We start from the raw sequence: 19,273 nt of genomic DNA on the forward strand, positions 1-19,273 counted from the left end.
ACAGGGCTAGAGGGCCAAAGGCGGCGCGATTATGGTTTTTCGCGCTGCCGGAGGCCGGGCTCCCCGGGTCGTTGATCCGACCTGGATGGCAGGGCTGGCCCGCGATCGTGATGACGACCGCGGGCCAGCGGGATCCGCTGCCTGTGTGGTCAGGAGCCGGCGTGGTCAGGAGCCGGCGGCAGCCGCGGCGGCCTCGACGTCCTTGGCGCGGGCGCGCAGCGCGCGCACCAGCCCGTCGCGGCCCTCGACCAGCGCCCGGCGCAGCGCGGGTACCGGTTCCTGATCGGCGAGGTAGGCGTCCACCGCCTCGACCGTCTCCGGTTCGATGATCGCGGCCGGGAAGAGCATCTGCGTGATCGTCTGGGCGGTGTCGAAGGTCCGGGTCCGCCAGATCTGACCGATCTCGGCGAAGTAGCGGTCCACGTACGGCCGGGTCAGCTCGTCCTGGCCGGGCATCCAGAAGCCGCCTATGGTCGCCACCAGCAGATGGTTCGACAGTTTGTCGGACTCCATCGCCGCGGCCCACGCGACGGCCTTCGCCTCGGCGGTGGGCCGGGCCGAGCGGGCGGTGGCGGCCCGCTTCTCGCCGGTCGCGGTGGGGTCGCGGGCGAGCTCGGCCTCGATCTCGGTGACTCCGTACACGCCGCGTGCAACCAGCTGGATGAGCAGGGTCCAGCGCAGCTCGGTGTCGAGGGCGAGCCCGTCGATGACCTCGGCGCCCTCGAAGACGGCGCGGACGCGTGCGACCTGGTCGGGTTCTTCGGCGTGGGCGACGGTGGTCGCGTAGACCAGTTGGAGGTCGCTGCCGGGCTCGGCCGTGGCCAGCAGCTCCTCGGCCCGCGCGGACAGCGCCCGCAACGCGCCCGACCGGTTTGCCGGATCCCCGTAGGTGTCGATCGTGAGTTGTGCCTTGGCCAGCAGCGACTGCACCACGCCGATGTCGTCCTCGGTGTCCACACCGGAGAGCACGAGGGCGACGTAGTCCCGCGCGGCGAGTTCGGCGTCGCGCGTCATGTCCCAGGCCGCCGCCCAGCACAGCGTCCGTGGGAGCGAATCGCGGATCGCGCCGATCGAGTCGATCAGCGTCGCCAGGGACCGGTCATCCAGGCGGATCTTGGCGTAGGTGAGGTCGTCGTCGTTGATCAGAATCAGGTCGGGCCGGCGGGCGCCGACGAGCTTCGGGATCTCGGTCAGCGCGCCGACGACGTCCAGTTCGATGCGCTCGCGGCGTAGCAGCGACCCGTCGGAGGCACGGTCGTACAGGCCGATCGCCAGCCGATGCGGCCGCAGCGTCCGGCTCGCCGTGGACGGTGACGACGCCGGTTCCTGCACCAGGTCGAACGCCGTGAACAGGCCGGATGAGTCGGTTTCGAAACGGGCACGCAGGGTGTTGGCTCCGGTGGTCTCCAGCCAGTCCGCCGACCACACGGAGAGGTCCCGGCCGCTTGCGTTCTCCAGCTCGTCCAGCAGATCCCGCAGCGAGGTGTTGGCGTACTCGTACCGGCGGAAGTACGACCGCAGCCCGGCCAGGAACTCCTCCTGGCCGACCCACGCCACCAGCTGCTTGAGGACGGAGGCGCCCTTGGCGTAGGTGATCCCGTCGAAGTTCGTGCGTACCGCGTCCATGTCGGGCGCGTCGGCGACGATGGGATGGGTGGAGGACAGCTGGTCCTGCCGGTAGGCCCAGCCCTTCTCGGCGTTGGCGAACGTCGTCCAACCGTTGGTGAACCGGGTCGCGGCGACCTGGGCGAGCACCGACATGAACGTCGCGAACGACTCGTTCAGCCACAGGTCGTCCCACCAGCGCATCGTCACGAGGTCGCCGAACCACATGTGGGCCATCTCGTGCAGGATCGTCTCGGCTCGCCGCTCCCGGCGGGCCTCGGTGACCTTTGCGCGGAAGACGTAGTCCTCCAGGAACGTCACGCAACCGGCGTTCTCCATCGCACCCGCGTTGAACTCGGGGACGAAGAGCTGATCATATTTGTCGAACGGGTACCGGTAGTCGAACACCCGGTGATAGAAGTCGAAGCCGGCCTTGGTGATCGTGAGGAGCTCGTCCGGGTCGAGGAACTCGGCCAGCGACTGCCGGCAGTACAGGCCCAGGTCGATTCCGTCGTGGTGGTCACGGACCTCGTGATAGGGGCCGGCGACCAGCGCGGTGATGTAGGTCGAGATGACCGGTGTGGCATCGAAGAGCCAGAAGGGCCGCTGCGATTCCGCGTCGGTGGACTCCAGCCGGCGTCCGTTGGAGATGCACGTCCAGCCGGCCGGGGCGACCACCGACAGATGGAAGACCGCCTTCAGGTCCGGCTGGTCGAAACAGGCGTACATCCGGTGGGCGTCGTAGGTCTCGAACTGGGTGTACAGGTAGACGGCGCTGTCGACGGGGTCGACAAAACGGTGCAGGCCTTCGCCGGTCTTCGAGTAGGCGCAGTCGGCCACCACCTCCAGCTCGTTGACCTCCGCCAGATCCGAAAGCGCGATCCGGCTCGCCTCGTACACCTCGGCCGGGTCCAGGCTCCGGCCGTTGAGGGTCACCGAGCGGACGGTCGGGGCGATCAGCTCGATAAAGGTGGAAGCGCCCGGCTCGGCACAGGTGAAGCGCACCGTCGTCCGGGCGGCGAACGTGACGTCGCCGACCGTCAGATCGAGGTTCACCTCGTAGGAAGACACGTTGAGCAGCCGGGCGCGCTCACGCGCCTCGTCGCGGGTGAGGTTGTTGGCTGACACGCAGGTCCTTTCGGCAGGTCGGATGAGCGTCCCGCACCGGGGCGAGGGTGGCGGACGTCCGGGTCCGGCGGCTTGGGCGGCACAACGGCGCGGATCCCACAGTCTCCCACGCTCCAGGCACCCGGCACGTCCGCTCCATCGGGCATACCCGGTAGCGATCTGTGGCTGGTACGGATCTGTGGTCGGTGGCGATCTGTGGCCGGTACGGACAAACAGCTACCCGGTGCGCCCGTGGTCGGGTTTGATGCGGGTTTGAAACGTTCGGGCGGCATGGCCGGCTCAAGCACGGCAGGCGCCGTGACGGTGAGGGAGAACATCGGTGAGGCGTGTGACCGGTTTTGGGCGTCCTTCCCGGCCGAGGGACACGGCTCCGCCCGGTCCGCCCGGTCCGCCCGGGCCACCCGGACCACCCGGACCGTCTGCTGGGGCGGAGCAGACGCCCGCCCCTGTGACGCCCACGGCCCCGGCGCCCACGGCCCCGGCGCCCACGGCTCGGGTCGAACCGCAGGTGCCCGCGGCTTTGCGGGTGGCCGCCGGCTGGTCCTGGCGCCTTCTCATCATCGGTGCGGCGATCTACGTCATCCTGATGGCCGTCGGCCGGATCCGCATCGTGGTGATTCCGGTGATCGCCGGTCTGCTCATCAGCGCGTTGATCCGCCCGGTTGCGTTGGCCCTGCGCCGACACTCGGTGCCGAGACTGGCCTCCTCCTTCCTGACCGTCGTCGGTTTCCTGATCATTGTGGTGGGCGTGGGCGTGGGTGTCGGCTTCAATGCGGCCAACGAGTTTCCGAGCCTGGCTGATCAGGTCGGCAATGGTGTGGAACAGGTCCGTGACTACCTGCAGGACGGACCGCTGCACCTGTCGCAGAAGCAGTTGGACGATCTCACCAACACCATCACCCAGACGCTGGCGAACAACCGGGGCCGCCTTGCCTCCGGCGTGCTCTCCGGCGCCACCGTTGCCGCCGAGGTGCTCACGGGCCTTCTGCTCATGCTGTTCTCGACGTTCTTCTTCGTCCACGACGGTGACCGGATCTGGGGCTGGATCGTCACCCGCTTCCCACCTGACAGTGAGGCACGGGTGCGCGGCGCGGGCCGGGAGGCATGGTCGACACTGACCGGATACGTCCGCGGCACCATGGTGGTAGCGCTCGTGGACGCCGCCGGTCTCACGATCGGGTTGTTGGTGGTCGGGGTTCCCCTCGTGGCACCCCTGGCTCTGCTGACGTTTCTGGGCGGGTTCATCCCGATCGTCGGCGCTGCCGTGGCCGGCGGGGCGGCGGTGCTGGTCACGCTCGTCTCCAACGGTTGGGTGCCCGCCCTGGTCATTCTGGCGGTCGCGGTCGGCGTTCAGCAGGTCGAGGGCCACCTGCTGCAGCCGCTGGTGATGCGGCGGGCCGTGCGTCTGCATCCACTGGCGATCGTCATCTCGCTGTCCGCCGGTGGTGTGCTGGCCGGTATCCCGGGAGCGATTGCCGCTGTGCCGTTCGTCGCCGTGGTCAACCGGGTGGCCGGCTACCTGGCCCGGTCCGGGAAACAGTCAGCTGCTTGCGATGGTTGAGTCGGACACAGGAGAGTGCCGGGCCCATCTCGTCGGATGATCAGGAGCGGCTTGTGTCCACGCAGAGCGTTTCACCACAGGTGGTCTCGACCACCACCACGGATCACGAATCAGTCACGCCGGTCACCACAGCCGCGTTCTGGTTCGACCCCAGCTGCCCGTGGGCATGGCTGGCCTCGCGCTGGGCGCTGAACGTCGAGCAGGTCCGGCCGGTGCGCTTCAGTTGGCATGTGATGAGCCTGGCCGTGCTCAACCAGGGCAGGGACCTCCCGGACGAATATCGGCAGCTGATGGACCGCGCGTGGGGCCCGGTGCGGATCTGCGTGGCTGCCGCGGCGAGGCACGGCGAGGACGTGTTGCTGCCGCTGTACACGGCGCTGGGCCGGCGTCGCCACCTGCAGAAGGCCGAGTGGGAAGCCGGCACCTTCGCGGCGGCGCTGGCCGAGGTCGGCCTGGAGCCGGATCTTGCTGATGCGGCGACATCGGAGGAGTTCGACGATGCGTTGCGGGCGAGCCATCAGGACGGGATCAGCCGCGTGGGCATGGACGTCGGCACGCCGGTGATCGCGGTGGCGGACACGGCGTTCTTCGGCCCCGTCGTCACGCCGACGCCCAAGGGCGAGGCCGCGGGCCGGCTCTGGGACGGCGTGCTGCTGGTCGCGGGCACTCCCGGCTTCTACGAGCTCAAGCGCACCCGGGACAGCGGCCCCGTGTTCGACTGATCCGCCCACTCGGATCGGGTCCGACCGGGTCGGTGCCAGCCGCTGTGAGCGGGTTGTTGCTGTCAAGGACCATCCGGTGAACAGGATCGGGGACCGATGCCCCGCGGGTGTCGCCCGTCAGGTGTGTCTTTTCTAGATCATTGGAGCGGGGGGAGTAACGGCGGCCTGCGACGGGCATCATTTCGTTCCATGCGCGTCCATCTCGGTTCCGACCACGCGGGCTTCGAACTCAAGACCTCATTGATCACTCGACTGGCCGAGCTGGGTCATTCGGCAGTTGATCACGGCCCGGCCGCCTACGACCCGGATGATGACTACCCGCCGTACGTGATCGCGGCAGCCGCGGCCGTAGTGGGCGAACCGGGCAGTCTGGGTGTCGTCATCGGCGGGTCCGGCAACGGCGAGGCCATCGCCGCGAACAAGGTCACCGGCGTGCGCGCCGCCCTCGTCTGGAATACCGAAACGGCCCGGCTCGCCCGGCTGCACAACGACGCGAACGTCGCGAGTATCGGTGCGCGGATGCACACCGTTGCGGAGGCCGTCGGCCTCATCGAGGTGTTCCTGGGGACGCTGTTCAGCGCCGAGCAACGTCACATCCGGCGGATCACCATGCTCACGGCCTACGAGCGATCTGGCGTGGTGCCGATCACGTCCGCGCCACTGGCTCCCTGACCCGAGTGCCCCGGCCTACGGCCCAGCCGGACGCAAGGATTGAAACAGGTGTTGACGCAGGCGTCAGGGCGGTCTGAGTTACCCTCGACGCTGCGTTCGGGGGACGGTCGTGGGGGCGGTGGCGGAGTCGGTCCATGGACGCCGCCGAAGGACGACGGTGCGTTCAGCCTCGGCCATGTCGTCGAGGTCGGGCCGGGCGACGTCCCGGGCTCGCATAGCCGTTCCCGGCGGCAGCCGCGAGCGTCCGGCGCCGACCAGGGCACGTAGGCCGGGATCACCCATGTCCCGCCGACGCCCTGATCGCTCGGTCGGATCGCTGTCGGAACCGGCTGGGCTCGGTGGGGTCGGACCGTCGTCGCCGGGGCTGGTGGCTGTCGCAGGGCCTTCCGTCATCGATCACTCCTGTTCGGTGCGACGCCCACCCGGCGCGGACATCCTCGGGATCCAGAATGCCCCGGTGCGGGGGGCATGGGCCGGCTGGGCGCGGATCGCCCGGACACAGGATTCGCAACCGGTTCTCAGGCACAATGCATTGACCCGCACCGGCGAGATCCGAAGGGAGTTGGCGGCCGGGCTGCGTACTTTACGAGTCCGTTTCAGATCTTTCGTTCGATTACGCTTGGTATCAGCCTCAGTATTTCGACGACAGTACCACCGTTGGGTGAATAAACGGGGTGCAGACCTGTTCCGATTGTCTTTCGTCCGAACACTGTCGGAGGGGGCGCTGGTGGGAACGACTGGCGCGATCAGGGTGGGATCGGCGTGGGGTCAGGGCGCGTGATCGTGCCGGTGAGCACTCGTCATCCACGGCAGCACGATTCATTGACAATACGCAGACAACTGTCGACGCAAGGTCGCCGGTGGCATAACCCCCATCCCGGTCGGTGACGATTCGGTATCCGACGGTGGGCATGGTGTGACGAAGGGGTCATTGTCGGATGTGTGTCGCAGTGACGTGCGGGTGGCGGGCGAAGAGGGGCGCCCCGCCTGCGAGAGGATGTCCGAGGTGTAGGTGCGTCAAGCGGTGCCGAACGGTGGGTGGGCGGCGGCGTTCGCGGGTCGTCGGCTCGGGTACGACGTTCGCCGCGAGATCCCTGCGGGCATGGTTCGTGTCGTGTTGCCGGAGGCCTCGGGGAAGGCCGGTGAAAGGATGGGTGGGCGCATGTACGGATACCTGCTGTCCATCCCGCGTGGCCAGCACGTGCCGCCAGTCTGTTGGCGGCGCAATGGTGGATCGTCGGTCGGTCCTCGCCGGGTGAATACTGATTTGGCAGCTCGGATCGCACCGGCGCGGCGATGCCGTATCGAAGCTTCGGCCGGACCTATTCGGGCGTGACGAGGTGTTTCGCGATCGGCAGGTGATCGCGACCGCCCTTGTCGTTGCCGACGCAGCTTGGGAGTGACTCTTGGACCACGTTCCCGTCAGTATCGTCATCCCCGCCTACAACGAGGCGCACCGGCTCCCGGAGGCGTTGCCCCGTCTGGTGGCTGTGGTGAGCACGCTTGCCGGCGCGGAGGTGATCCTTGTGGACGACGGCAGTACCGACCGTACTGCTGAGGTTGCCGAGCGGTTGTTGAGTGAGCTGCCGCGGGCACGCGTCGTGAGCCTTCCGTGGAACTCCGGTAAGGGTACGGCAATTCGCACGGGTGTCGCGATGGCGCGGGGCGCGTCGATCGTGTTCATGGACGCGGATATGGCTTCGGATCTCAACGACCTGCCGCCGCTTCTCGCGGCGCTCAACGATGCCGAGGTTGCGCTCGGGTCGCGCCGGATCGGTGACAACGCGCTACGCACGAGCGGCCGGCGGATGGGTAGCTGGGCGTTCAACCGAATCACCCGGACCCTTGCGGGACTGGACGTCGCCGACACCCAGTGTGGCTTCAAGGCGTTTCGGCATGCCGAGGCGAAGCTGCTCTTCAGCCTGTCGCGGTCCACGGGTTTCGGCTTCGACGTTGAGGTCATCGCGCTTGCGCGGTCGATGGGTTACCGAATCGCCGAGGTTCCCGTGCACTGGTCGGAGATGGCCGGCGGGACCTTTCGGGTCACCAGGCACACCCCGGCGATGCTGGTCGACGTGATGCGGGCCCGGCGGTACCGGCGGCGGGTACCTGTCCTGCCCACGCCGCTGCACCTGCGGACCAGCCAGGCAGCGCCGTCGGTGGTCCTGCAGGCGGTACCCTCGCCGCTGGCTGAGGCAAGGCGCCTGGGTGCCGCGGCAGGGACGGGCACCCATCCAGCGCCGGAGGCGGAGGCATCCCGGACTCCGGGCGCCCGGGTGCTCAGTATGGGTACGGCCGGTATGGGTACGGGCGGTATGACTGCCGACGGTAGCTCGGTACAGACGCCCGGGTCGACCAGGACCGGAGGTGGACGGGACCCCGGCCTGACGTCGGCTCCGCGCGAGGTCGTATGATCATCGTTGGAGCAGACAATCCGGCGGTCCGGTGGTCGTTGCGGTCGTCGTCGTCGTCGTCGTCACCGTCGTCACCGTCGTCGCCGTCGCCGTCCGGCCCGCAGGGTGGCGCACTCGTGGCGGTCTCCGACCACCTCGGCCGTACGCCGCGGTGGTCCATCGCGGCGATGGCCGCCGGTTTCGTCCTGCTGTGTCTGCTCCAGGCGCCTGGCAGGCTTGCTGCGGACACCAAGCTCGATCTTGCGGTGGACCCGGCCGGCTTCCTTGCCGCCAGCACCCATCTGTGGCGTTCGAGCTCGGACTTCGGCCTGCTCCCCAACCAGTACGTCGGCTACCTGTTCCCGATGGGGTCGTTCTTCGCCGGCGGGAAGGTGCTGGGCCTACCACCGTGGGTCACCCAGCGGTTGTGGATGGCTCTGATACTGACCGTCGCTTCGTGGGGAGTCATCCGGCTCGCGGACACGTTGCGCGTCGGTGGCCGGACGCATCGGGTGATCGGCGGGATTGCCTACTCCGTATCGCCGTTCGTCCTGGGAAAGATCGGCTCCACCTCCGTCGCGCTGACGGGGAGTGCAATGCTGCCGTGGATGGTCCTTCCGCTCGTGCTCGCGGTGCGGCGGGATTCATCCGGATCGTTGCGGCAGCTGTCGCCGCGGCGGGCCGCAGCACTGTCCGGGCTCGCGATTTTCGCGACCGGCGGCGTCAACGCGAGCGTCACCCTGGACGTCCTGCTGTGCCCGGCTGTCGTGCTCGTTCTGGCCGGAACAGACCGGCGGGCCTGGGCCCTTCGGGGTTGGTGGATCCTGTCGGTGCTGCTCGCGACCGGATGGTGGGTCCTGGCGCTGGCGACGCAGCGGCGGTACGGCCTCAATTTTCTTCCTTACACCGAGACCGCCGTCACCACGACCGCCACGACGTCGGTCGGCGAGGCGTTGCGGGGCGCCAGCGACTGGATGGCCTACCTGCGTCTGCCGAGTCCATGGTTGCCCGCGGCGTCCGAATACGTCACCACCTTCGCCGCGGTTCTCGGATCCGGCCTGGTGGCGGCACTCGGAGTCTGGGGGCTCGCGCGCGCCGATCTGCCGGCCCGACGCTTTCTGGTGCTCACGTTCGGGGTCGGGGTCGTCGCCATCTGCGCTGCCTACCCTGGGCAACCCGCAAGTCCCTTGGCGGATACCGTCCGCGATCTGTTCGGCGCTCCGTTCGGCTTCCTGCGCAATGTCTACAAGTTCCAGCCGGTGGTCCGACTACCGATGGCGCTCGGCCTCGCTCATGCCCTGTCCGTCGCGGCCTCGTGGCGGCGCCCCGATCGGGGTGGCGCGGTTGGCGGGGTCCGGCGGCGCGACCCGATCATCCGGTTCATCCGGCGTGGGCGGCCGGTCGGGCGCCGCAGGGTCGCCGCGCGGCGGCCGGGTCTGGTCGTGGTCGTCGTGACCGTCGTGACCGCCGCCTGCGTGATTGCGGGAATGACCCCCGCACTTGCGGGCAAGCTCACTCCTGCCGGCACATTCCGTAACGTTCCGGGCTACTGGGGGCAGGCTGCGCAGTGGCTGGCGCGAAATCCGGCCGGCGGCCGGACCTTGGTGCTGCCGGGAACGGCGTTCGGTGAGTACAGCTGGGGTCGGCCGTTGGACGAGCCGATGCAGTGGTTGGCACAGACACCCTGGGGGGTTCGCAGCCTGATCCCGCTCGGTGGGACCGGCGTCATCCGGTGGATGGACGGGATCGAACGCCAGCTCACGCTCGGATCCGCACCAGGGCTTGCCGAGGCACTGGCCCGGGCCGGGATCGGCCAGGTGCTGGTCCGCAATGATCTGCAGAACAAGGACTGGGACGTGCCGCCGTCATCCGCGCAGATCAGCGGTGCGCTGCGCGGATCCGGTCTGCAGCAGGCCGCGAGGTTCGGCCCGATGCTCCCGGCCCGTTCCGCGGGAAACGCCAGGCTTGTCCCGGCGCTACGTAATCCGACGCAGCGGGTGCCTGCCCTGGAGGTGTGGGTGGTCCCGGGCGGAGCCAGCATGGTGCAGGCGTATCCGGCAGCTACGGCGCTGATTGTGTCCGGGGGTGCCGAGGCGACCGTGGAGATGGCGGCCCAGCGGGTGTTGCCCGACCAGGCCGCCGTGTTGGCCGGTGACCTGGCCGCAACGGCTGGCCCCACCGCAGCTGGCCCCACCGCGGATAATCCCACCGCGGCTGATCCGGCTGCGGCCGATGTCGTCGGCCCACGGACCACCTGGGTGGTGACAGACACATTCACCCGCCGTGACAATCGGTTTGGGCTCGTCCACGGCGCTCAGTCCTACGTCCTAGGGCCGCATGAGGACGTCGCGGGTGCCACGGGGCCACCCGATCAGTGGACCGATCGGCCGGCGGCCGAGCACCAGACGACGGCCGGCTATGTCGGTGGGATGTCGGTCACCGCGTCGTCCTACGGCTTTGAGTTGGTGGCCGCGCCTGACCTGGCGCCCGCGAACGCCGTGGACGGTGATCCCAGTTCGGCATGGCAGAGTCTGAGGACCGACCGGGGCTCGGCGGGGCAGTGGTTGCAGGTCGACGTCGCGCGAACGGTCGAGGTACCGACGTTGACGGTGCAGCTGCTGGAGGAGAGCCCGTCCCGTCCGACCGTGCGGGCGCTGCGGGTGACCACCCAGGCCGGTTCGGTGGTCACCCCGGTCAAGCCGATCGAATCCGCACAGCAGCTCGCGGTACCCACCGGTCCGACCCGGTGGTTCCGGGTCGGCTTCGAGCAGGTTGCCGGCGGCGGGGGCCCCTTTCTGGGCGCGGGAATTCGTGAACTGACGATTCCCGGGATCAGATTTCAGCGGTATCTGCAGGCACCCTCCGACATGGCACGGTGGTTCTCCGGCACGGCGTCCGGGCGGATCGTCTACGCGTTCGCGCGTAACCGGGCCGATCCGTCCCAGCCGTTCGAGGATGATGAAGAGCGGCAGCTCAGTCGGCGGTTTGATGTACCGCGGCCCCTTGCGTTCACCGTCCGGGGTGCGGCGGTGCCGATCGCGCCCCTACTGACCGGAGCCGGCGGGATGTCCGACGGCAGACAGGACGGCACCGGCGGTCAGAGCGCACGTGGCGACGGCTCGTCGAGCGTGGCTACAGGCCCCGGGCAGTCGGGGACGGAGCCCGTCGCCCTTCCCTGCGGCTCGGGTCCGATGGTGATCATTGACGGGCAACGGTATTCCACCCGGCTCGACGGCCGGCCGGATGACGCTGGAGCGCTCCGGTCCGTCACGATGAGTCTGTGCACCGACGGTGGAACGGTCACCTTGAGCGCCGGCCCGCATCTGCTGACGACCGAACCCGGGTCGGCGCCGTTCGCGGTTGGCTCCCTCACCCTGGTCGACGGCGCGCTAGCGGCGCCTTCGGTACCTGTTCGGGGTACTCGGATCACCGGCTGGACCTCGGAGCGGCGCACGGTCGAGATTGCGGCGGGGGAGCGTAGCTATCTTGCCGTCCGGGAGAACGCCAACGCTTCGTGGACCGCGACCGTGAACGGCGTGTCGCTTCCGGTGATCCGACTGGATGGCTGGCAGCAAGGATGGATCATTCCGGCCGGGGTGGCCGGAACGATTGTCATCGTGAACCGGCCCGGGCAGACGTACCGCCGTGACCTCGGCGTCGGCATGATCATGGTCGCGGGGCTGATCGCGCTGGCGGTGCTCCCGGCCGGCTTGCGCAAGCCGGCCGGCCGGGCATCGCGTGGGCAGCGCACCCGTCGCTGGGGTACCCGACGCTGGGGTACCGGTCGGTGGGGCACCGGTCGGTGGGTCCGGCGGCAACAGCCCGAGCAGGTGCGAGATCAGCTCCGCTACGGTGTCATCGCGGCCGGCATGTGCGCGGTTACACTGGTCGCAGGTCCGGTTGCGCTGGTAATCCCGGCGCTGGTCGCGGTTGCTCGACGTTGGTCAACCGGGCTGTCCTGGCTTGCCGCCGGCTGCGTGGGCGCTGCCGTGACGGTGGTGGCGCTGACGCCCGACAGCCTCCCGGGCTCTGGCCGGGGAGCCTTCGGCTGGCAGGTCCAGCTGTGCGGCGCAGGCGCGTTCGCATGCGTGCTCACATCCACGGCCGTCCGTCGCGTCGTGCGGCCAGCCGATCGCCCGTCGGTGTCGGTCCCCGCTCAGAGCGATCGTCGATAGCGGGGCAGGTCCGGTCGGTCCGCCCCGCTGTGGACTCGGGATTCCTTGATCTACCCCTCTGGTGCCGGGCACGCTCGGTTTCGCTGGATCCTGCGTGGCGGATCATCGGCTATCATGCATCAATATTGTTTAGCAGTTGGGTGTTAGTTGTGTATTTTTCGACTGGGCATGTTCGGCAATGTGCTCTTCTGGTTGGAAGCGGCGTTGCTGCGTGACCAGGCAATCTCGCAGGCAATCCGGCATATCTATACCGGGTTGCCGGGTATATAGAGTGAACGCCGCCCGAGCCTGCCAGTAGGTCATTACAGCCTTGACCGGCTGCGAATCGGCCGTTCTCGCATCTCATCGGTTCACCTGAGAAGAGCCGCATCCAGTGGATTTGTTCCGGGTCTGCCGCAGGTGATCGGTTCGTGCGACGTATCCGGCGATAAAAGAGGTCTTCGCCACTATTCCTGCCCGAATCTCGTCAACTGACCTGACGGGACGGAAACTGGGTCGTGTGGGGTGTGTCGTGGGGACATTTCGCCGCTCTGAGCCGAAGGAAGGTGTCAGAATCGACTCCCGCGAGATGTGGCGGCCGGCGCCGGTTGCGGAACCACTTGTCAGCCTGATTCCGTATCCCCGATCCGGGTCATCCACTCCCCACCTGTCGACCGGGCCGGTGCATACAGGTCCGGTGCACGCAGGTCCGGTGCACGCAGGGCACGAGCCGGTGCGGCCTGCTCGTGACCGGCGTTTTTCGGTGCTGGAAAATATGATCATGGCTTCTGATCGCCGGTCGGCGCCGGTTTCGGTTGGCATGATCGCACGCACCCGTGAGGCCATCGACCTGGTGACGTTGCGCAGGGCGGTGCAGGGTGCCGCGGCCCGGTATCCGATGGCGCGAGCACGGATGCGCACCGGCCTGCTTGGCCGGCGGTGGTCATTCCCGGACGTCGCCGATATTCCGATCATCACAGCCAGCGGTCATGATGATGGTGACCTCTGGGATGCGTTCGCCGGCCTGTGCTCTCGCCCTTTTGCCTTGAGCCGGGTGCCTGCGGTGCGGGTTCTGCACATGCGGTTGCCCGAGGATGACGCACTCGCGGTTGCCGCGCATCATGTCGCTCTCGACGGATTGAGCGTGGCGATGTTGCTGCACGCGATCCTGGAGCGCTGTGTCGCCCTGGAGCCCCGTGTCGCACTGGAGCCCCGTGTCGCCCTGGAGCCCCGTGTCGTCACCAGGACGCGCCGTCCACGCGGGACAGCTGTTGACAACCTGGTGGACGGCGGTGTTTCCGGGAGCGCTACCGCCAGGGGTGACATCTGCGGTGGAGGCATCGCCGGTGGAGACATTGCCGGGGGCGACATTGCCGGTGGAGGCATCGCCGGTGGAGACATCGCCGGGGGCGACGCGTGCGCCGGGCTCCCGCGCCACCGTCGGCGGGCAGCCCCGTCCATGGAGCGGATCAGCCGCCTCGTGCCTGGCGTGGCGCCGCTGCGCCAGCCGGTGCAGGGGCGGATCGCCCCCGCGCCCGGCCTCGGCCGTGCCAACCGCACATCACCGAACAGCCGGGCCTGCGTCTACGGCGTGTACTGCATGGCGGTTCCCGTCCCCAAGCCCGGGCGGCCTGCCACCGGTGGCACGGTCACCGTCAACGATCTTCTGTTGGCAGCCGCCGCGGCTGCGGTGGAGCAGTGGAACACCGCGGCCGGGCGGGAGACCGGGCGGTTGCGGGTACGGATGCCGATCAACCTCCGCGACCGCGATGGGGAGGTTGCCCTCGGCAACCATACGGGAGATGCGGTGATTGCCATGACACCGCTGGACCGGCGGGACCCCGAAACCCTGCTGGCCGCGGTGTGCAGGCAGACGGCGGCCAACAAGGCGGCAGGGCCACCAGCGGAGACCGGGAATGCCCTGCGCGGTACAGCCTGGCTGCCCGGCCCGGCGCGGCACGCGCTGCTGCGCGTCGCCGCGACCGTTGCGCGACCGCTACTGATGCCGACGGCCAGCGTGACGAACCTCGGACGGCTGCCTGGCCGGCTTACATCGGGTGCTGATACTCCGCGGATCACATCGCTGTACTTCGCTGCATTCGCGGGTTTGCCACAGGGGCTCGTGATCACTGCCACGGGCTATGGTGACGATCTGAACCTGGCGTTCTGTTATCATCGTGACCTTTTTGATCAATCCGCTGTGCGGCGCTTCGCCGCGCTCTACCGGGTAGCTCTCGATGACCTGACCCGGGTACCCGAGCCGCGCACCTGATCACGGGTCGACCTGGTTGACCAGGTCGACCCGTGATGGAGGGCTTCGGTGCCGTGGGACGGGGAACCCCTGGCGCACTAACCGGCCGCGGCAGGGGCTCTGCCCGCTTCCACGGCATCGGGCCGGGCACAGCGGACTGCGGCGACCAGCAGGTCCTCCCCGGTCGCGGCCCGTACCTCGATCGGGCCGGTGACACCGGCCCGATCGAGTGCGGCACGAGCATCGGCGAGGCCCGCACCGTAGAGCACCGCGACCGCATGGCCGAAGCCGTCCCCGGCGCGCAGCGTCCCGTCCCGGTAAGGCCCGTCGCCTTCGGGGATATTGCGATATACCAGGTCGGTACGGCGCAGGACTGGCAGTGCCTGCCTCGGCGACAGCAGGAATTCCGCTCGGGTGACAAGGACGTCCGCGCGGCGTGACTCCCGCGGGCGGCGGCCCGGTGTGCGGTTGTCCAGCCTGTCCATCTCGGCGGTCACGATGCGGGCCAGCAGCTCGGCGGTGGCGTCCCAGGAGAAGCGTGCGGCCCACGCTCGGGCCCGTTCGCGCCAGCGGGTCGCCGTGACCGGGTCCGCGAGGGCGGAAAGTGCACGGTCGATCGTGGGTCCGAGCGCATCAGCGTCATCCGCCAACCAGCCGGTTTTGCCATGGCAGACGGCATCGCGTAGCCCGGGCACGCGGAATGCCACGGCCGGGACACCGTGGGCATTAGCCTCCAGTACGGACAAACCCCACCCTTCACCGTGGGACGGATTGACAGTCAGCCAGGCCGTCGACAGCAGCCGGTCCCGTTTCATAGCCGTCACGTAGCCGTGCCAGTGCACAATGTCCTCGCCGAGACCGAGCCCGGCCGCGTGCCGGATGAGCCGTTCCCGGTCCGGTCCGTCGCCGACCACGTCGACGACCAGTCCCGGGTGGGCCGCGCGAAGCGTGGGAAGCGCGTCGAGCAGCAGGTGCAGCCGCTTGTGCGGGACGAGGCGGCCCACACAGACGATGGTCGGTCGGTCCGCCGGTCGGCCAGACCCGTGATCCCACGGAAGATCGACGCCGCCGGGCACGATGAAACGTGGCCCGCGCAGCTTCAGGACCTCCCACGCTTCGTCCCTGGTCGAGGGTGACACAACGGCCACCGGACACTGCCGGTACACCCAACGGCTGCCGGGGGTCTCCATCAGCTGGCCGATCCTGGCCACGGGCGCCGGGAAGTAGAGCGGGAACTGCCGCTGGTGGACGTGGTGCACAACCTGGACGACCGGGGTACCGGGCAGCACCAGCGGGCTGAAGAACGGGATGCCGTTCTGGCAGTCCACCACTGCGTCGATGTCGTGCCGGTCGCGTAGGAGGCGAGCCAACGCGGCCGGGTACACCCCGAACGTCCCACCTGAGCGCTCGACGTCGATGCCCCGTACGTTCTGCGACCGTTGGGTGCCGGGCGGTCGGGAGGTGAGCAGACTCACCCGCGCACCAGCCGCGGCAAACCGTTCTGCGACCGATTGGCAGTAGAGCTCGGCGCCACCGGCCTGAGGATGCTCAAGATCACGCCAGTTGAGAAACACCACACGACGCCCGGCGAGCGTATCCAGATGCCTGCCCCGACCGTCCGCTGGTGCTGCAATTGCGGGCACCAGGTCTGCTCCCTTCAGCTCGACCCCCAACCTGCCCCGTTGTTTTCGGCACGGTCTCGCCGCACCGCTCCGTACTCCGCGCGACGATGGTGCCAGATCGCGGGCACCCGATGCGGGCCGGGTACGGCGTTGGCCTACCGTGGGCAGACGACGTCCGGAAAATGGCGGCAAAACGCCGACGCGCTGGCGGACACGAAAGCGTGCGGGAGGAAGGTGGATGGCGATCGCAGCGCGTGAGCTGATCGTGCGGGGCCTCGCCGGCCCCGGGTCGCTCGCGGTTGCCGGAGTTGTCGTCAACGGCGGAAACCTCCTGGTCAACCTTGTACTCGCGCGGGTACTCAATGCCACCAACTATGGTGCGCTGGTCGTTCAGACCGGGATCTTTCTGATCCTTTCGATGGGCGGCTCGGCCTTGCAGGTCGCCGTGGTCCAGCGGGACACATCTTTTCCTGGTGATACCCGACACGCACGGGCGTCCTGGATTCGCCGGCTGCGCAGTGTCGGCATGGTTGTGGTTGTTGTCACCTGTGTCCTCGGTCTGTTGGTATGCGGCCAGGTGGCGGCGATCCTGTCTTATCCGCATCCATTCGCGATTGCCGAGGCAATCGCGGGAGCTGCGATCTGGGTCTCACTTTCGGTCGAGCGTGGTCTGTTGCAGGCGCGTCGCGCCTACCAGGAACTCGCCTATAATTTCGTACTTGAGGGTGCTGGCCGCATCGTCGTCATCATCGGTCTGGCGTTCGCCGGATTCGGAGTCAACGGTGCGGGTCTCGGGTTGATCGTCGGTGTTCTGTGCGGCACCGCACATGCCCGCCGGCGTACGGCCCGGACTACGCGGGGAATGACCACGCGGGGAATGTCGGACACCCGACCCATGCCCGCGCTCTGGTACGACACGACAACCGCTCTCGGCGCGCTCGTGCCGCTCGCGATGCTGCAGAACATGGATGTGGTCATCGTCGGCTGGCTCAACCCCGCCGAGGTCGGGGCCTACGCGGCTGTTTCGACGGCCTGCAAGGTGCCGGTGTTCATCGGTTTGGCGGTGGCGAACTTCCTGCTCCCGGAGGCGGCTCAGCGCCGGGCACAGGGTCGTCCAGCCACCACAGCCCTGCTCGCGGCGGTCGGCTGGGTGGCCGCCCCCGGCCTGCTGCTGGTGGGGACAGGCGTGGTCGCGGCCAGACCCGTGCTGTCAGCGGTGTTCGGCCCGCACCTGGCCGCGGGCGCCTCGACACTGTGGATTCTGGCACTGGCCATGACCTGTCTTGCCGTGACGCTGCTGTTCACCAACTACCTCCTGGGGGCGGGCCGGCGGGAGGTAGTGGGGGTGCTCGCGGCCGGTACCGTGCTCACCGCCGCCGGCTTGGTCGCCGCCGGCGGTCACCTGGTCGCCACGGCCACCGTCGGTCTCGGCTGTCAGGCGGTGACCGCGACCATGGCCGGCATCATGGTGTTGCGGGCGCATCGGCCGGCAGCGGCGGACCTGCGTATCCCGGTCGCGGCCCGGCCACCGGCCGGGCCCGGCGGCCACGAGCCCGTCGACGTGTCCGCGGCGCTGGCGCCGGCGCAACGCGCGCCGCGGCCCGCGGCCCTGTCCGGTAGTCCGGCGGCCCTGTTCGGTAGTTCTGCCCGCGAGCGGTAAGAGCGCCCGCGGGCGCTCTACGTCACCCCACTGTTTTTTGATCCTGACCATCCACGGCCCGGTCTTCATCGGAGACTAGGACTCATGCGTCGGAAATCCGTACCGGGGGACCATCCGCCCTCGCCCAGTGGCCAACCGGCGCTCGATCATGGTTCTGTCCGCGCGCTCGGAGGCCCTGGGCATGGCGGGGATGTATCCGGTGATCCGGGCCAGGGAGCCCGTCCGGGCGCGGAGCATGGTGCGGGGCATGGCGGCGGCGATCGGGTGGCCGGCATGCCTGGGCTGGTCGTGGCGTCCCCGGGGCGGACCTCCGCACCCTCCCTGCCCGCTCCCGCAGTTGCCGCCGATGGGGTCACTTCGGCTGTTGTTCCCGGGGCCGTCCCCGCCCCGGTGGCGGCACCCGTGCCCGCGCCCCCGGAAACCGATCGTGGCGCGTCCGGTGGGACGCATCGGGGCACGACCCGCCGTCGGATCGTGGTCGGTGCGACGGCGACCGGTCTCGGCGCTCTCGCCGCCACGGGAATCGCGAAGCTGGTGGGTGGCTCGCGGCGAGTCGTTTCGTCCGACGCGCTTGTGCTCTTCGGCGCGCCCGACAGTTTCGGGGACCACGCCGAGCGCGTCCCGGTTGCCACAGTGGATGTTCCAGGCTGGGGTTTCGGGCCCGGCCAGGCCGCCTACATGTCGACCGTCACCTCCGACGGGACGGTCGTCACCGCCACTACACCCTTCTCGGACAACCAGGCGGAGCCGACCGGGTCGGGCATGGAGCTGGCGGTGTTCGAACCGGGTCCGGTGAGTTTCACCCGGCTGGTCGTACCGTCAAGCACGGGGCGTACGGAGCTGCCACGCGCCGAGCCGGGGTTTCGCGGTGTCGGCGGAGCTGATGTGGCCGATGTGACCGTGATCGGTTCAGGGCCTGACGAACGGGTGGTGTTCGTCTCGGCCGTGTCCTACTTCGGCTGGGACACGGCTGTCTACGGGCAGCTACCGGCGCTCGGGCAGATCCGCCGCCCGGCGCGGGGACGACCGTGGCGTTACGACCCGGCCGGCTCGTGGACGACCGACCAGCTCGCCGCGACCGCGCCGCCCGCCGCGGCCGCGAGCGCCTTCCCGCGTGAGGGCAGCGGCGGACCGAGGTGGTCACGCGGCCCGGCGGCGATCAGCAGACTCCCGGACAGTGGTCACCTGGTGATCGCGCAGTACTTTGGCGCCAGCAGCCTCGGCACCGCCCAGGGCGCGTTGTTGGTCGTCGACACCGCGGGCCGGGTGCGCGCCACCTGGCAGTATCCGGAGGTCCGGGTCTTCGGCGTGCCGGTGGTGGTGAGCCCCCGCGAGGTTGTCGCCGATCCGACGAGCCGGGCCGGCGACGAGCGCTTTGTGCTGATCGCTGATTGTCGGACATTGGACGACAAGGTCGTCGCGTTCCCCATCCAGGAGTTCTCCTATGCCGCGGGTGCCGGGCGCCGGGATCTTGGGACGATCACTCCGCGTAGCGTCCCGGTGCG

The 19,273-nt window shown here is 68.9% G+C and carries 10 protein-coding genes and 1 pseudogene; 8 read left to right on the forward strand and 3 right to left on the reverse strand.

Translation table 11 applies throughout. The features are described 5' to 3' along the window. Window positions 1-165: 165 nt before the first annotated feature. Window positions 166-2,733 (reverse strand): aminopeptidase N, encoded by a 2,568-nt coding sequence (gene pepN, locus U9979_RS08620; RefSeq protein WP_322778950.1) that lies wholly within the window; start codon window positions 2,731-2,733, stop codon window positions 166-168. 448 nt (window positions 2,734-3,181) lie between these two features. On the opposite strand from pepN, the gene U9979_RS08625 reads away from it, so the two are divergent. From U9979_RS08625 to U9979_RS08635, 3 genes are all read left to right on the forward strand, one after another. Then, complete coding sequence (locus tag U9979_RS08625) at window positions 3,182-4,294, forward strand: AI-2E family transporter (protein WP_322778951.1); 1,113 nt, start codon at window positions 3,182-3,184, stop codon at window positions 4,292-4,294. Between the two features lie 80 nt (window positions 4,295-4,374). Continuing rightward, a complete protein-coding gene (locus U9979_RS08630; protein WP_322748384.1) occupies window positions 4,375-5,016 on the forward strand; it encodes a disulfide bond formation protein DsbA in 642 nt (213 codons plus the stop codon). A gap of 189 nt (window positions 5,017-5,205) precedes the next feature. Beyond that, window positions 5,206-5,688, forward strand: a complete 483-nt coding sequence (locus U9979_RS08635; protein ID WP_322778952.1) for a ribose-5-phosphate isomerase — start codon at window positions 5,206-5,208, stop codon at window positions 5,686-5,688. Between the two features lie 78 nt (window positions 5,689-5,766). On the opposite strand, the gene U9979_RS08640 is transcribed toward U9979_RS08635, so the two are convergent. After that, window positions 5,767-6,081, reverse strand: coding sequence for a hypothetical protein (locus U9979_RS08640; RefSeq protein WP_322778953.1), 315 nt, complete (start codon window positions 6,079-6,081; stop codon window positions 5,767-5,769). Window positions 6,082-7,094: 1,013 nt separating this feature from the next. Between U9979_RS08640 and U9979_RS08645 the strand changes: the two genes are divergently transcribed. The 3 genes from U9979_RS08645 (at window position 7,095) to U9979_RS08655 (ending at window position 14,507) form a co-directional block, all read left to right on the forward strand. Beyond that, on the forward strand, window positions 7,095-8,102 hold the full coding sequence (locus U9979_RS08645) for a dolichyl-phosphate beta-glucosyltransferase (RefSeq protein ID WP_322778954.1): 1,008 nt from the start codon (window positions 7,095-7,097) through the stop codon (window positions 8,100-8,102). Beyond that, complete coding sequence (locus tag U9979_RS08650; protein WP_322778955.1) at window positions 8,099-12,256, forward strand: alpha-(1->3)-arabinofuranosyltransferase domain-containing protein; 4,158 nt, start codon at window positions 8,099-8,101, stop codon at window positions 12,254-12,256. The genes U9979_RS08645 and U9979_RS08650 overlap by 4 nt, the downstream gene beginning before the upstream one ends. 799 nt (window positions 12,257-13,055) lie before the next feature. Next, window positions 13,056-14,507, forward strand: a complete 1,452-nt coding sequence (locus U9979_RS08655) for a hypothetical protein (RefSeq protein ID WP_322778956.1) — start codon at window positions 13,056-13,058, stop codon at window positions 14,505-14,507. A gap of 77 nt (window positions 14,508-14,584) precedes the next feature. On the opposite strand, the gene U9979_RS08660 is transcribed toward U9979_RS08655, so the two are convergent. After that, entirely contained in the window at window positions 14,585-16,129 is a 1,545-nt protein-coding gene (locus U9979_RS08660) for a glycosyltransferase family 4 protein (RefSeq protein ID WP_322778957.1), read from the reverse strand. 217 nt (window positions 16,130-16,346) lie between these two features. Here U9979_RS08660 and U9979_RS08665 point away from each other — a divergent pair, with 217 nt between their 5' ends. Then, a complete protein-coding gene (locus U9979_RS08665) occupies window positions 16,347-17,768 on the forward strand; it encodes a polysaccharide biosynthesis protein (RefSeq protein ID WP_322778958.1) in 1,422 nt (473 codons plus the stop codon). A gap of 273 nt (window positions 17,769-18,041) precedes the next feature. Continuing rightward, window positions 18,042-19,273, forward strand: a pseudogene (locus U9979_RS08670) (hypothetical protein); the annotation flags it as partial.

This window comes from Protofrankia sp. Cas4 (assembly GCF_963555915.1).
Classification (GTDB): domain Bacteria; phylum Actinomycetota; class Actinomycetes; order Frankiales; family Frankiaceae; genus Protofrankia.

Coding starts and splice junctions, on each gene's coding strand:
- U9979_RS08635 (WP_322778952.1), top strand. CDS start 5,206: ATGCGCGTCCATCTCGGTTCCGACCACGCGGGCTTCGAACTCAAGACC.
- U9979_RS08640 (WP_322778953.1), bottom strand. CDS start 6,081: ATGACGGAAGGCCCTGCGACAGCCACCAGCCCCGGCGACGACGGTCCG.
- U9979_RS08650 (WP_322778955.1), top strand. CDS start 8,099: ATGATCATCGTTGGAGCAGACAATCCGGCGGTCCGGTGGTCGTTGCGG.
- U9979_RS08655 (WP_322778956.1), top strand. CDS start 13,056: ATGATCGCACGCACCCGTGAGGCCATCGACCTGGTGACGTTGCGCAGG.
- U9979_RS08665 (WP_322778958.1), top strand. CDS start 16,347: ATGGCGATCGCAGCGCGTGAGCTGATCGTGCGGGGCCTCGCCGGCCCC.